Below are 16,894 nucleotides of genomic sequence, written 5' to 3'. Positions count from 1 at the left end.
CTTGCAGTCTTCTTCAGATATTTATTTTTTGCGTGTATCATAAATAGCAATTTTGTAGAAATATTAGAGATCAATTGATTTGAAATAGATCCTACAACTCATGTATAGATTTTCTAATAAGATATTTAGGGCTTTTATCGATGATTCGGATTGATCATACGGCTTAAAAAATTGAGCTGAAAATGCAGGATCTCGATTTCTAGAAACTATTTTATCTAAGTATGTTTCTTGAGTGATTCTATTGGATTTCTTCAAATTGCATTGAGGACATGCTCCTACAATATTCCAGATCTGAGATTCAAAAATATATGTATAGGGGATGAAATGATCTGCTTGCATCTTTTCTTGCTGAGGGTCAACCTTTTTTCCACAATAGAAACAAATATCCTGTTGATATTCAAAGAGACGCTGTTTTTCCCCTTCGGGAATATTCCGTTGGAAGTGATATTCTTCAGTTGCTACTAACAATTTTTGGCTTAAATTCGGCACCGTATTCACTTTTTCTAAAAATTGCACCAGTAAAGCGAGTAGAGCACTTTCGAGGATGGGTGCTTGCCGAAGCATAAAATTATGGATGTCTCGATTTATCCCTAAGTAGGTAATATCTTTTATTTCTGAATTTGTTTTCCTTAAAAGTTCTTGAAATTCTCTTTCATTTTTTATTTGGGATGGTAAATCCATTTTATTCTGATCTTCTGTGAAAAAATCATAGATGTGGGCATCGGCTCTTAAGAGAAATAAGACATGTCGAAAAAGTAAGTTTCGCGTTTTCTTCAAAGCTTTAGAAGCTATCTTTTTGGGAGTCTTTAATCCTGATTCATTCCCGTAGAATTTGTCAATTATTTTGTAAATTACCACATTGCTTTTCCGATTATTCAGTTGTTGCAAGCGATAACGTTTCATTAGAGCATAATTAAACTTGAAAAAATATTCAACAATGTTCTCTATTGGGATTAGGATAATGTTATTTTTATGAATCCCCTTGCTGTTCTTCACATTATGAAGTAGTGCTTTGAGGATGATCGGTTTGTAGGAAGATGTCATGCTAGTTTGTTGGAAAAACCGGCTGAATTGTGTTTCGATCCTTATATTTGAATTAGGGTTATTTTTTGCAGAAATTGTAAAGCGCTCCTTGTTTGTTGAAAAATTTTTTGTCAGTGAAAGGCAGAATGGGGCTGAATTTTCCTTCTATCATACATGCATGCCAGATTTTTGCCTTCATCTTTTAACATTTTATTGGGATTCCATAAAAAGCTTCACAATATTCTCTTTTTAATTTTTTAAAACTAAATTTTGTCATTAACATGATATTTCTATGAAAAAATCTATTTGTTGTGCATTCAATCATATCCATATTATTATGCTTTATTTTCTATAGAATTATTCTACATATATTTAGATTTTTTGATGATCTGGTACATTTACAAGGATGCAATTGACAATAAGTTTTTATTCCTGAATCTTTTTTACTTGATTTAACAATCAATGTTACTTGGATATTCAAAGGGCGGCTTTGAGGGGGAGTGCATCTAAAAGTATTACACTTGTAACACACTTTTAGAAAAAATGAATTTTTTGTGTTTATGAAGAGATTAATATGGGTTTTTATATAATATCAAAAAGAATATCAGTATTGTGAAAGAATTGAAAATCTCTGAAGATTTACAGCAAGATTCTAACCCAGAACTTGCCGACTCAAATAAAAAGTCGATAATTATCACAAATCGATCAAATTCAGAAGCGGATGGTTCAAAATCTGTAATTCTTAAAAGTCAAAGTTCTCAAAATTTAGCAAAAAGTCTCAATCGTCGAGAATTTTCACAAACAATTCAAACTAAATTAATAGAGGTTAATCCTGAATACTTGAACATCAATCAGAATATTCCGAATTTTATACAATTTTGGAAAAACTATTTCCCGGCGGTAATAAATCCTCATTTTGCCATGAATGCCATGCATACCATAGGAATCGGCACGAATAAATCTCCTATCCAAATTTCAAGTAAAGTTTCACAAATTAAACTCAATTTTGGACTGATAAATGATACAATTAAAACATTGAATCAGATTACACAACAAGGAGAATTTGATGATGTTTTCCTTCAAGTGTATACTCATTCGGTAGTAATTCTCTCACCAATTGATGAACAATTCTCTGTTATCATTGATCCTCATGGAAAATTAAGATATAAAAAACAAATTCGAGAAAATTCCAATATACATGTAAATCCCGTAATAAAACCTAGATCTTGGGGGAATTCGTACCGAACTCTCCATGAAAATTTAATATTTATGGAAAATGACTTGGGTGGATGTGTTTTCATAAAGAATAACGATTCTTCCGCCTTATCCAATAAATTAAAAAAATTAAAGGAAAAATATGCATCCTACTTTTCGTTATCCGAACTTCAAGAAATATTTGAAGTTTTATCAATAGTATGCGAGAAAAATCTAAAATCTATTGAAAATGAAAAAACTAATAGCAATTCACTCATAATTGAGTTTACCCCTGGGATGGCGATCTTTAATCCTAAATTTGATAAGAAAAAAAGTAAATGGAAGCTATATCTCGCTGCGCGTGAAAGTGACAATTAGATTGAATTAAAAACCTTCTTTCCATTCTGGTGTCATAGTCCATAACGCTTCTAATGTACCTGAACAATTATAAATAGGATAATCAATCTGAAATCGAATTAGATTTAAATAAGCATGTAATTTCCATTTATTCTCTTTCTTGAAATAAACAGCATATCGTATTCCATCCGAAACGATGATTTTTTTTATATTAACATTCGTATCTGCATAATTTTTTGCTTGATTAAATGCTCTGAATATAGATCTCCCTTTTTTTTTAGCTTCGACAATTGTAGTAATGTTTTCTTCATTTCTTGGTAAATATGTAAATAAAGCAATATCAATTCGTTTTCGATGTTTGGGAGGACTATATTCTAATTTCATTTTTTGGGGAGTCCAACCTAATGCTCTTAGTAAAGGTATGATTAGATAGCATTCTGTTTCATATTCCGATGGTTTTAGTTTCGCATCTCCATCATACCATTTAGCAATCATTTGAAGATCATCAATAACTTGTTTTAGATTTTCAATTGATTGATAAGATACCCCTTTATCGAAAAGAAATTCTCCAATTAAATCTAAAGTTATATTTCGATTATCGATTTCTATTTCTGGAAGAGGGGGTAAACTTAAATTTATTTCATCAAAACTAATTTCCAATTCATTAAACCAATCTAAAATGGGTTTTCTTTTGCTATTTTCTCCAAGCAACTGAGTTGTATCTCCACTTTTTGCAGAATAAGTTGGAAACTTTTTAACTTTCTCACCATATATTGAATTTGGCCAGATCCATTTTACTCGACGAACATGTTGAATATCCCATCCATCTACATCAGCGAACAACTCATTATAACGATAATCTCCTACAACAATTCCTACCGCATGAATTTGATCGGTGCCTAAACGTAATAAAACAATATCTCCTTCCTTCATCTGTTCTGCGAATCTGCGTAAATCTTCTACCTTTCGACCCTTATCTATTCCTATTTCTCTTCCATATTCTCGAAGTTCTGGTTCACACTTTGGCCAAGGACCAAATCGACCCGGACCATTTAAAATTACATTATATTTTAAACAGATATTAATATAATTTCGATCTTTATCTCAAGCAGATTCTTGCCAAATTATTCGTTCATCAGTCATATTCCGTTCATTTATTTTGATTAATTATAAATATTGTTTCAACTTTTGCACTTCTTTTTTAATTAATTCTGGCTGGTGTTTATATAGCCCATCACAAAAATCCATTTCAATCACGATTTTACCATGACTTTCTAATATTCCACGTTTGTTTTTATCATCAAGTTCCACATGATCTTGTTCATGAGGAGGGCCATCGACAAAGATATAGGTTTCGGGTGTATAGAAGAAATCGGCAGTTACTATGGGAGTATCACCTTGGAAATAGGTTTTCTGTGCTTCGGTGGGAAAATGCAAGTTTTGTTTTTGAATTTCCTTTAAAACCAGTTTTTCGAGATCTGAATCACATTGGTCCAAGAGTTGAGTGAAATGATCTTCAGCATTCTCTGATTCATTCTTCTTTGCTTCTAAAGTGATTTGTTCTAGCCGAGTGATTATTGGGAGGATACTCTTCCGGTCCAAATACTCGTGCTCAAATTGATTGCGGAACCCTAAGAGACAGTTATAGCATGCTTTATGGCACGCATCCCGAGTTTCTTGATAAGGAACTAATTTTTCCACATGAAGAATTCGTTTCAGATTTTTAATAAACTGGTCAAACCGTGTAATTTCGGGATTCAGCAGCGATTTCAATATTCCTGTGCCACCTTCTTCTTTCTCAAAGATTACAATAGAAAAATTGTCCGTACCTTGCTGAGGTCGGAGGAAACGCATGATTTCATTTTCCCCTAAATTGAACGTTATCAAGATTGATTGGGTGATAGTCTCTTTCATTGTGGTGTAGAATGTCAGAATTTCTTTAATAGAAGGATGTACTGGTCCTATGAATGGTACCTTAAATTCTAACACATCATGATTCCCTTCGACAAAGAGCCAATATCCATCATTATAGAGATTTTCACTTGTGCCATTTCGCTCACAATTATCCAAGTGAGTATTCACTTGTGTTTCATGTAACCACGCCCCACAGGCACTACAATAATAAAAGGGTTCTAAATTAGATTCATTCGGGTTGTTTTTATCACTTTTCACCACGCCCTTATTCACAATGAAAATTTTCCCATTATGCTCATAGGACAATTCCACTAATGCGTTATCATTCTTAGTTTCGATAATTTGATATTCTTTCGCTTTATTGGTCCATTTGTAGTTCATGGAAACTTCATAGCCTTTGACCATCCGTGCTTCTTCATCACAGGTAATTCGTTCTTTATTGATTGAGGACATGTGCGGAAACTCGAAGGCATACTTGAATTGTCCATTATCAATTGGGTTTTGACAACTCAGACAATTCGAAAGACACTTTACTTTTTGCTGGGGTGTATCCATCAAGATCTCTTCACAATACGGGCAGATATACATATCCTGCACTTCAATTTTGCCTTTAGTGGTTCTCACCTCTGCTTTAGTCACTTGGTATTTATTGCCGAGGAAATAAATCTGATTATAAGGAGCATATTCCCGGATGGCAATGACAGAAGAACGCCATAAATCAAAAGTTTTATCTTTACTCAGGTTATACATGGACACCATGGATGCAGAACTCGAGAATCCATAGTTCGGAATAAACCCATAATTGGAGAGATAGGAAAAGGTTGTATACGGTAGATTACCTTCGGTAATCTTTTTCAACTTAAATTTTAGCGCGGAATATTTGCGATCTTTCTTATAGGAAGTATCTCCCGTTCGCGTCTTTGAATGCAGAAAATCAAGTTCATCTAAGAGTATGTAGTAATCATCCCGAAATTCATCGAAAATTTTATCGAGCCGGGATCGAAACTGGGAGATAATACTAAGGATAAAATCTTCATTGAACCATTTATCAAATTTCCCAATTTCTGCTGTAAAGGCCAATTGGATTTGAGAAAGTAAGACTGCTTTTTTACGGAGGATTTCCCGATCGATTTGGTTTTTCAAACCTTCATGCATCGGAAATGGTGGTTGAGTGTTATCATTCTGCAGATCCCAGTTCGCCCCTAATTTTTGCGAAATTTTAGTATCCATATGTTCAAAGATCATCGAATGCAAATGCCGTTGAATCAGTTTCCGATTATCCAAGAGAAAATTAGGTGGTTCGATCTTTCCAGAAACTATGAGATCCGGGCGCTGATAAAAGTATTGATCATGCGGTCCTTTGGCATATCCGGTCCCACAGAATACCACAATAATTGAGGGTTGATTTTTTCTTCCTGCCCTTCCGGCTCGTTGGGCATAGCGACTGGGATCGGGGGGTACATTCCGCATAATAATCGCGGACAGGTCACCGATATCTATCCCCAATTCCATGGTGGGGGTGCACACCAATACGTTTAAGCTTTCTTTCTTTGTTGCTTTGAAATTATCTTCAAACTCTTCCCGCATTTTCCCATCCACTTGAGCACTATGCTCTTTCGCATGGATTTCCGAATAGGGATCATTTTCTGTTTGGTAGAGTTTGTAGTAATAATTGTCATGATCAACAATATGAGATTTGAGGGTCGGACAATTCCGCCACGCACACTCGGAAAATTCATCAAAATAAAACACTTTATGGCATTTGGGACATTGCTGAAATTGCTCTTCTGCGTTTAATTTGAAAAGGATTTTGCCTTCTGCGATTTGGTAAAAATCGGTTTTCGGACGATCCGCCCAGATCTTTTGGATAAATTTGGTTTTTTCGAGAATTTGAATCATTTCAATGATAATTTTTTCCGCATCCTCTTTTTCCACTTTGAAGAATTTTTGGGTCCAATTAAGAATTACGGAGTTATTACCAGTCAAACTTTTCAATGATACTGCGTAGTTATCATAGAGCACCCGACTGCGTTTATTTGTCTTGGGATTTTTCGGTATCTCAAATGTATAGCCAAAATTGGTAAAATGATTTTTGTTAATATCGAAGAGGAGGTCTGCCTTAATTTTTCGTTCCCATTGTTTGAATTTACTCCCCGATTTGCTAAAATTCCCGTTTGCAATTGCCCCATTCCACCTGAATATATCCAGCAATCCTCGCATATAATCATAATTCTGAGTGGGGTTATATCGTTTAAAGATAAAATGATTGGTTAATTGAGAGTGTCCGGCGAGTTTATGCAACATATCGTACTCGATTTTTAAAATTCCCAATTTATCCAGATTGAGGTCGAGGAAATAATTGGACTGCATAATATCGGATACTGCCAAATATGTGAGAAAACTTTTATATTCAATAATGGGCGGGGGAGCCGAACTAAACTCATCCGCTTCTTCGATACTGTACTCGGGGAGTTTTCCTGTTTCGGAAAGATATGCGAAGATATAATTCCCAATTTCGAGATCCGTGATCCGATCGCCATGTGTGTGAATTTTTTGGAGAACTCCGAGCATGATCTGGCGAAAATTCAAGCGTCGTTGAAATTCATTCAAATGTTCTGCTTGCAATGACGTATCTTGACGGTTATCGGTAAAAACAATTAACTTTTTTTGGTCTCGTGATAAATTTCTCAAGAGCTTAGCCGTTAAGACATCGGTGGAAGAACTCCGTCCGGTGGAGTTGAACGAAAAGAGTTTTCCATATTCACCTTTGCGTTTGGTATAAAAAATATTACATGAAGGACAGAGTTGGATCGGATAGGCAATCTGCCAGACTTCCAATACTTTAGGACATCCGCACGTGCTTTCGATCACGTTATGTTTCGGACAGTATAATGTTCGTGTGGGTTGCGCAGGTTGGTAACTCTTCTTTACATCGCCTTTTGTATTGATCCATTGTTCGGGAACCTCCCAATTATTATTCGCATCAGTGATAGGGGTGAGATAGAAAAGTTTTCCGGGTTGTTCTTCATCTAAATTGCGCGGATAGACCATATTATCTTCGGATATGATCACACTATAAAATTCATGCCCACAATTCCGACAGAAATACATCGGGTAGGTCTTGTATTCGGTTTCGTGGCAAATGACATTCCCATCTATCGTGGGATAAGGGCCGAGTTGGGTGAGACTGGAGTGAATATCGTGCCCTCGGGAGAAGAAGAGATGCAGTTTTGGCACAATTAATGGGCGTTTTTCTTCGTTTTTGGTAATTTTTCCGACGGTTCCCACTAAAAATGCGGCTTTTAACTCTTGTAAACATTTTGCTTCGGATTCTCCCGGTCGTAATTTGGATCGGTAGGTGGTGGCAAGATCTTTAAGTGATTGAGCGATTTCTTTGAGTTGATCTTGGAGGAATAAAATCGTTTCATGATATTCAAATTTAACACCTAATTGAAATTCATCGCCCACTTCCTCTGAAGTGAGAGGGCTCGCGAGTAATTTATTTGCGATTGGAATCGTTGTAGGGAGGGTTCCATCAAAGGCATTCAGTTCCTCAGTATCAATTTTAATGGTTTTTGGGAGTTTCACGATTTTATCGAATGTAACATCTGATTTGATGTGCGTTGCTGTAATTAAACTATTGTTGGTGAAGGGTTCTCCAAATATTTTTTCTGCAAATTCGATAATCGAAGAAGGTTGATTTGGATCGGTGTCTTTTTTATTATCCTGAATGGTTGCACTAGTGCCAATACAGCGGAGTTTTCCAATGGTATTGGTTTTTTCCTTCAATCGGCGAACGAGACAAGCTACATCCGATCCCGTATTTCCATTATAGGTGTGAATTTCATCTAAGACGAGGTATTTGAGGTGACCTTCATGTTTTCCGGGAAAGAGTTTTTTATCATCATGCCGCATAAGTAAGAGATCCAACATTACATAATTCGTAATAAGAATATCGGGGGGGTTATCTTGCATCTCTTGCCGGGAGAGATATTCACATTTGTAAGGTTCTCGTGTGGCGCGTTCTTCTAGTAATTTCTCCCCTTCTTTCCGTGAGTATGCTGTATCTCCTGTATATCGCCCAACTTTGAGATCCGTATAATCTTGGATTGTATCCACCAATGCATTGTATTGAGAATTGGCTAAGGCATTCATCGGGAAAATAACAATTGCTTTAATCCCGTCTAATCCTTTCTGCTTCATTTCCAGACATGTATTGATAATAGGAATCCAATAACACAAGCTTTTTCCGGAGCCCGTTCCCGTGGACACGATAATATTTTGGTTTTCTTTGAGAATCCGAGTAATTGCTTGAGATTGGTGTTTGTAGGGAGAAATTTTGAAGATTTCTGGGATTCTTGCATGCATATAGTTTTGGGTGACCATCTCTGCAAGTGGAATTCCATTTTCAAATTGGAAATTCAATTCAATATACGGATCTCGGAAAAGTAGATCGTGCTTTTCCATCTGATCGTCCACCCACGTTTGAATTTTCTCATTTTGAAAATATTGGAATGAACGGACAAATTGTTCATACGTCTCTTGTAGACGATCGGCCATTAAAAAAATGTTTTGTGGTTTTTGTCTTTTTAATTGTTCTGGCATTTATTCAAACAACTCCAATTTTTGTGCAAATTTATCAAAATTATCTAAGATTAAACTTTTAGTTTTAAAAGAACCATATTTATCTAATTCCTTTTTCTCTAAAACATCAAATGTTTCAATAATCTTTTCCAATTCATCTCGCTCAATTTTATATAACAATGCATAAATTGCATCAATCTCACATTTTATTTTAAGTCTAATTTCTTCATTCCAAATAAAGGGATTTTCTGTAAAATTTAAATCTTTGGCAAATTCTTCTAAATCTAGAGAATTATAAGATAATTTTAAGATTTTGTTCACTATCAGGGCTTTTATATTTGTAGGATATTTTTCAAAAGGAATGACAGGTAATTGTTCAACTACATAAAAACTCATATGTTGACTGGATATCTTTTGACGGGCGATGTAATCCATAATAAGAGTATTAAAATTAGCGATGAGTATACAAAGATTTTCCGCATTATGTTCATTATCTTCCTTTTGGTATACAATTGGAAGTGTATGATTGCTTGGATAAAATGGAATTATCGAACAGACTAATGATCTCTCGTTTTTTGATCCTGTTATATCTCTAAATGCAAAAAACCACTTTTTATTCCATTTTTTGGGAAGATTTGCCATAAAATCTTCTTCTTTGATCCAATATGCAGGTATGTTGTAAAATTGAATATTTTTCTTCTGTTCCTCAGAAATTGCGAAAGATTTTTCATTTCTTTGTGCTGCTTTTGTTTTAATTATTCCTTGATATCTATGATCATATTGCCATACCATTTTTCCAGCGTATAGTGGTAGATATTTATTTTTATCATCTTTCCATATTCCACCGGATAATTTATTTTCTGATTCAACTTTTAATTTTTCTAAATCTTTTTTCTCAATAAATAGATTTGAATCAGAAGCAGCATTAAAAATAGTTGATATTTCGATATTACAACAATTTTTTAATTCATTATTTGATTCATCTCTTAAAATTAAAATTGGATACTTATATGCTTTCTTAAAAATTTTGTAAGTGAAATTGTTAGTGAAAATTGGACATGTTTTTGTATTCGGATTAAAAGTTTGAAAATCATTACTCTCTAATAATAAAAGTTTTGAATCAAGATTTAATTGATTTGAAATATCTTCTAAATTATAATATTCCATTAAATTTAAGACAGGATTTATTTCTTCAATTTTTTCCAATTCAAAAGCCATTGGGATAAATTTAGATTCCTTCGACACATTTCCTAAAGAAATCAGGCAAAATTTCTGCTGAGAACTTATGCCTCTAAAAAGATTTTCTTTATTATTAAAATCAAAAAGAGAGATTATTTTCTTCTCATTGACTAATTTGTTAAAAAAATCTTGCATAAAATAATTTGTAATGAGTTTTGAAGGTACAATATAACCAAGTCTTCCTTGTTTTGTTAGTAAATTGCTAAATTTTTCAGTAAAAAGTGGATATAAATTCATTTTTCCTTTAGCAGTGTAAAAGTAAAAATTAGACTGAGAATAAAAGTGTTTTTCTTTCAATAATTGATTATAATTTTGCTTATATGTTTTCCACAAAGAATGATTAGTATTTTTGCGAGATTTAATCAATTCTCTGCGTTTAGATTGATTTCCTGCTTGAGTTATTTCCAAATCTTTTCCAATAAAAAATTCATTTTCTTTGAATTCAATAACATCCCATGGTGGGTTTCCTAAAATTAAATCAAATCCTTGCTTTTTTTTATCAAAAACTTCAGGAAATTCTAAATACCAATGGAAAAATTGATATTGCTTAGAAATTTCAGAAATATTCTCTAATATTTTTTGACTTTTGCTAATAATACGTCCATTTTTCAGATCATTTAATAAAGTATTATTAGGATATTTATAATCAATAAATCTAACATTTTTCTCTTCTAATGGCCAAAAAAAACTGGCCGTCCATGCATCTGCATAATATTTTAGAGATTTATAGATCTCTCGGTTAAAACATTCAGTATATTTTTTTTTTTTCAGATTTATTTCTTCAATTGAATTTTCAGTCATATTACTGATTTCTTGAAATTTTTTAATATCCAACTTTAGTTCTTGTCCAGGGAGAAATTTTGTCAAAGTTCCAGGTTTTGCTTTTGTTTTCTTTAGATTTTTTAATTCATCCTGAACTTGTTTTTTAATTTCATTCCATAATTTCTTATTTTCAGATTCAATTCCTGTTTGTTTATTTCCTTTCAAAGCCTTAAAATTTTTATCTGAAATTAATAAACTTTCAGGGTTTTTTCCAAATCCAATTAAGGAATTCCCGCATTTTATATGATTATCGAGATAATTCAACGGTTTATCCTTAACACATGCTCGTAACCAAAGAGATATTTTACATAATTCAACCGCAAGGGAATTTTTATCAACACCATAGATGCAATTTTGTAAGACATCGCGACGAGCATGTCGTAAGTCATCCTCTGTTGGACTTGAATCTGTTTTACGAATTTTTGCTAATTTTTCTCCAATAAAATCTAAAGCAGATAGTAAAAAGGTACCTCCACCACAAGCAGGATCGCAAATTTTGATTCTTAATATCGCTTTTTCTTGGTCAAAAGGATCAATTCCGATATTTGCAAGTGTATCGTCTATCAATGGTTTTAACGTTGTTTTCAATAAAATATCAATTAAAGATTTGGGAGTATAATAAGAACCCGTACCCTTTCGCTCAGTGGTTTGATAGGGGAGTTTAAATTGATCCCTTTTGCTAAAAACAGGAAAATAGTCAAGTAAGGATTCATATATAGCTCCAATTTCTTCTTCAGATATTTCAATAAAATTAATTCTTTGGAGAATATTGCCTATTTGAGCAGTTGTGAGTAACCGGATGATTCTTAATAAGATATCATTTGAGATAATGTATTTTATACCTTCTTTTCCACCATTAGGAAATAAAATTGATAAATTTGTATTATCGAAGAGACTTCCATTAAAGCATGGCACCCCCATTTTTTTATTTCCATTTTTAACAAGCTGAAAAGTTAAGAAGAGTTTTTGCCATAAGTCTGATTGGGAATCATTCTTAATTGGTTTTTCTGCCATCATCCGAAATGAAGATAAGGAAAAATTCTTGAAATATAGAGTTCCAGATCCAGGCAGCATATTTCTTTGTTCTGCATATAAAATGAAAATGATCCGGTAGATGATCCGTAATAATTCGGCATAGTATTTTTGTAAATCGATCTTTTCCTGTTTAGTTTGCTTATAAAGCTCATCATTCTGTTGAATTAGCTTATTACCGAGCATTTCGATTGCATTATGTACATTATCCCGGAGATTATCTCCCACCTTTACTCCTTCTTCTTTTGATTCTGCTTGGAAATCTTCAATAAGCAATTTTTTCTCTGATTCGATACCGACAAACCTAGAAGGATGTATCATATTGAACATTACTTTGAATTCTTGCAGATCCCCACCAAAAATATCTTGTAAATTAAACTCTACATAACCTTTAGAATAAGAATAGTAGTATGTTGAGAGGAGCCGCAGTTGTGTGCCATTTGATAGGATTAACCATTTCACATTGGGATGATAGTTCACAAATTGTTGACAAATTTCATGATGGGAGAGTTGTTTTGGATTTGATTTTACTTTTTGATCGAGATCATCATAGGGAGAAACAAAATGGAAATAAACTTGCACTTTGGGGATTTTTGGTTGATACTTAATATGAAAATCGCCAAGAACCTCGGTATCGAATTCTTCACTTGATGATTGGTTAAATGGTTCAAGTTCATAACCAATCTGTTCAAATAAGGGAAGTAACCATTTCTTTTCAATATCGGATTTTATTACTTTATGTAGTTTCATATCTGGAAAAATTTCTTCCCATTTCCGCTGTGCCCAATCGAAAATTGTGGTTCTAAGGGAATTTAATCTTTCCTGTCTTTGTTTAATGCCTAGAGAGTCAAGAGTTTGTGGTGATTTTCCAGTATTTTTTATCTCTTCTATTTCTTTTACTGAATAAAAATATGTAGCTTTACCGATATTCTTTGAATTGGGTTGATCTCGTAATCGCAATAAAATATTTTCTGTAAACAGTCCCCCACTGGTGGTTATATTCCGTAATAATTTTGCGTTTGATGTCATTGATTTGTTAACTCCTAAAAATCAATATAATCTAGGAATTGATTTTTTAATTCATTCCATGATGAACCCAAATTTAATTGTTCTAACTTATACAAAATATGTATTAAATTATTCAACTCATCTTCTAAGATTTGGATTTTATCTTTATTAATCTCTACAGTAATATATAATTTAATTAACTTTTTTGCAATTTTTCCAATTTTAATAACAGTTTCAATATTTTCTGTGGATGGCTTTATAATTGGAATATTTTCCAAATCTTTGATATAATATTGGAGAAAATCTCCTCGAACATGAGTATGATGAAATATTATTTTGTAAAATACTGAAATCAAATCAGAATTCAATATGCCTATAAGATAATAAAATTCATTATTTATGGATAATATTTCATCTGAGTTTTCTTTAGATTCATTATTGTTTTTTACAACTATAATAATAGAATTATTAGCATAATATTTTTCAGAATCTAAAGCCGCTTGTATGCGCTTCCCAAATAATTTAATGAAAATTTTTGGATTACTTTCAAATATCCATTTTTCTCTTAAGCTACCATATTCTCCATTTTCCTTTTTAATAATACTCGGATCATAATTAACGTAATATCCTTCCCAAGAAAAATGATATCTGTCCACTTTTTCTCGGCTTGTAATTAATTTCTTAAACGAATCATGAATAACAGATGGATTTTTTAAGATTAATTTTTCTTTTATATTGCCTGTATGTATTCCTTTTTTCAGAACATATGGACTATTTAGTCCACCAAGAAGAAAAGCAAATTTTGGAAGTAAATTCCAAATGTGGGTTAATAACATAATGTTTTTAGGTTCTATAGTAGTTGGAAATATAATATTAGGAAATCTTTCAAAAAAACCTTGAGAGATCGCATATTTTTCTTTTTTATAATCATTATTCCACAATTCTTTAAATGATGAAGGCTTGAATAAGTAAGTATCTTTTCCTTCAATCTTTGAAATTAATTCTGGTTTAGTAACAAATATGATAATAGGATAAGTATCGGCTTCAGAAAATACATTTAAATGGGAGATGTCATAAATAGATTCAATTTTAGTTTCTTTTAAATATATTTCTCTTATTTTCAAACCATAATCTGCAACTAACCATTTATTTGAAGTTATTATAGCTGCTTTTCCATTAGGTTTCAATAACTGAACGATCCTTTCGAGAAAAACAACCGAGAGATCAAACTTTTTATATGAACTCTTGTAGTGAAGTCGTAACCAATTCCAATAATAGTCAGGTATTCCACGAGATTCGACATATGGTGGATTTGATAAAATAAAATCAAAGCCTTTGTTAGGTTTATTAAAAATTTCAGGAAATTCCAAATACCAATGAAAGAACTTCTCTTTTTTTGCCATTTTTTGAATTTTACTAATTTGAGAAGTGTCTTCAGAATTATTTCTCTTATATATTTTTCCTAATTTAATTTCTTCAAGCAAAATATTATTTGGATAAGAAAAATCTGCAATACTCTTAATGTTTTTATCAATTGACCATAAAAAACTCGAAATCCACGTATCTGATATTAGTTTTAGTTTTTTGAAATTAAGATCATCATGTAAGTGATTATATTTACTCATTTTCAGAATAATATCTTCTTTTGTATCTTCTGGTAAACTATTGATATTTTCATATTTTTTTATGTCGAATATAACCATTTGATTAGAATCAAGGAATTTCGTTAAAGGTACTATTTTATTTTTAGATTTTTTAAAAGAATTTACCTCATTTTTTAATTGTTGAATCAATTTCCTTTTGATATTAGGATTACACTTTAGATTTTTATAATTTGTAGGTTCAATCATTAAATTTTCTTTCTTTTCTAAAATACCTAGTAGTGAATCTCCACATTTAATATGATTATCGAGAAAATTCAAAGGTTTATCCTTAACACATGCCCGTAACCAAAGAGAAATTTTACACAATTCCACTGCAAGTTGATTTTTATCGACACCATAAATGCAATGTTGTAAGATTTCACGTCGTGCATTTCTTAATTCTATTTCAGTTGGATAGGAATTTGGACTACGAATTTTGGCTAAATGTTCACCCATAGAATCTAATACTGAAAGAAGAAATGTGCCACTACCACAAGCAGGATCACATATTTTTAATTTTCTTATTTCATTTTCCTGTATCTGTGGATTTCCAGCATGTTCATCTAATATAAATCGAATTTTTGGTTCTATCGTATTTTTAATAAAGATATCAATTATATTTTTTGGAGTATAATAGGTTCCGGTACCTTTCCTTTCATTAGATTCGTATTCCAAATTAAAATTTCCTCTTTTATCAAATATTGGGCGATATTCAAGCAATGATTCATAAATAGCTCCAATTTCTTCCTCTGAAATTTCTATAAAATTGATGCGTTGGCGAATGTTTCCAAATTGGGCTGTAGTAAGTAGTCGGATGATCCCTAATGTAATATCATTTGAAACTGAATATATAATACCTTTTTCTTTACCATCTGGAAATAAAATAGACAAATTGGTATTATCAAATAAGATTCCATTAAAACAAGGTATTCCCATAAAACTATTGCCATCTCTCACTAGTTGAAAAGTAACAAAAAGTTTTTGCCATAAATCCGATTGGGAATCGTTTTTAATTGGTTTTTCTGCCAGCATCCGAAAGGAAGATAAGGAAAAATTTTTGAAATATAACGTTCCGGATCCGGGCAACATATTTCTTTGCTCCGCATATAAAATGAAAATGATCCGGTATATGATTCGCAGTAATTCGGCGTAATACTCTTGTAAATTGATCTTTTCATTTTTAATATTTGTATATAATTCGTTATTTTGTTGGATAAGCTGATTCCCTAGAGTTTCGATTGCATTATGCACATTATCTCGAAGATTATTTCCTACTTTTACACCTTCTTCCTGTGATTCTGCTTGAAAATCTTCAATAAGTGAATGTTTATCCGGTTCGATTTTTATAAACCGAGAAGGATGCAATATATTAAAAAATACTAAAAATTCCTGAAGATCTCCTCCAAAAATATCTTTTAGATTGAACTCCAAATAACCTTTAGAATATGAGTAATAATATGTAGAGAGGAGACGTAATTGAGTACCATTAGAAAGAATAAGCCATTTCACATCTGGATGATAGTTCACATATTGCTGGCAAATATCATGATGTGAAAGTTGTTTGGGATTTGTTTTTATTTTTTTATCTAAATCATCATTAGGGCAAACAAAATGAAAAAACAATTGGATAGATGGATTTGTTGTTTGATATTTGATTTGAAAATCACCTAACACCCCTGTATCAGTCCCATCATCAGAAGATCGGTCAAAAGGCTCAAGTTCATAACCGATCTGTTCTAATAAAGGAAGCAACCATTTTGTTTCTATGTCTGGATCTTCCAATTTATTTAATTCCAAATCAGGATATGTTTCTTCCCACTTACGTTGTCCCCAATTAAAAATAGAAGATTGTAAGGATTTCAGCTTTTCCCGTTTTTGCTTTATCTCAAGAGAATCGAGAGTTTGTGGTGGATTTCCAGTTTTTTGAATCTCTTCTATCTCTTCTGGAAAATAAAAATAAGTTATTTTGCCAATATTCTTAGAATTGGGACGATCCCGTAATTTCAGTAAAATATTTTCGGTAAATAGTCCTCCATTAGTGGTAATATTTCGTAATAATTTTGCTTGTGATGCCATCT

At 32.4% G+C, this 16,894-nt stretch carries 6 protein-coding genes; 1 reads left to right on the top strand and 5 read right to left on the bottom strand.

Annotated elements, in window-relative coordinates; all coding sequences use genetic code 11:
* Positions 1 to 63 precede the first annotated feature (63 nt).
* Complete coding sequence (locus NEF87_RS02425) at positions 64 to 1,044, bottom strand: HNH endonuclease (protein WP_457918478.1); 981 nt, start codon at positions 1,042 to 1,044, stop codon at positions 64 to 66.
* A gap of 600 nt (positions 1,045 to 1,644) precedes the next feature.
* Here NEF87_RS02425 and NEF87_RS02420 point away from each other — a divergent pair.
* On the top strand, positions 1,645 to 2,595 hold the full coding sequence (locus NEF87_RS02420; protein WP_457918477.1) for a hypothetical protein: 951 nt from the start codon (positions 1,645 to 1,647) through the stop codon (positions 2,593 to 2,595).
* Positions 2,596 to 2,601: 6 nt separating this feature from the next.
* Here the strand turns inward: NEF87_RS02420 and NEF87_RS02415 are convergent, their stop codons facing one another.
* The 4 genes from NEF87_RS02415 to NEF87_RS02400 all read right to left on the bottom strand — a co-directional run bounded on the left by NEF87_RS02415 (position 2,602) and on the right by NEF87_RS02400 (position 16,892).
* Positions 2,602 to 3,507, bottom strand: coding sequence for a hypothetical protein (locus NEF87_RS02415; RefSeq protein ID WP_457918476.1), 906 nt, complete (start codon positions 3,505 to 3,507; stop codon positions 2,602 to 2,604).
* A gap of 234 nt (positions 3,508 to 3,741) precedes the next feature.
* Positions 3,742 to 9,093 carry a DEAD/DEAH box helicase gene (locus tag NEF87_RS02410; RefSeq protein WP_457918475.1) on the bottom strand — a complete coding sequence of 1,784 codons (5,352 nt, stop codon included), beginning with the start codon at positions 9,091 to 9,093 and terminating at the stop codon, positions 3,742 to 3,744.
* Positions 9,094 to 13,194: an Eco57I restriction-modification methylase domain-containing protein gene (locus NEF87_RS02405; RefSeq protein ID WP_457918474.1), complete on the bottom strand. Its 4,101-nt coding sequence runs from the start codon at positions 13,192 to 13,194 to the stop codon at positions 9,094 to 9,096.
* Between the two features lie 14 nt (positions 13,195 to 13,208).
* Positions 13,209 to 16,892, bottom strand: a complete 3,684-nt coding sequence (locus tag NEF87_RS02400; RefSeq protein ID WP_457918473.1) for an Eco57I restriction-modification methylase domain-containing protein — start codon at positions 16,890 to 16,892, stop codon at positions 13,209 to 13,211.
* Between the last annotated feature and the right edge of the window lie 2 nt (positions 16,893 to 16,894).

This window comes from Candidatus Lokiarchaeum ossiferum, assembly GCA_025839675.1.
Taxonomy (GTDB): domain Archaea; phylum Asgardarchaeota; class Lokiarchaeia; order Sigyniarchaeales; family Promethearchaeaceae; genus Lokiarchaeum; species Lokiarchaeum ossiferum.
This window is presented reverse-complemented; position numbering and strand designations above follow the sequence as displayed.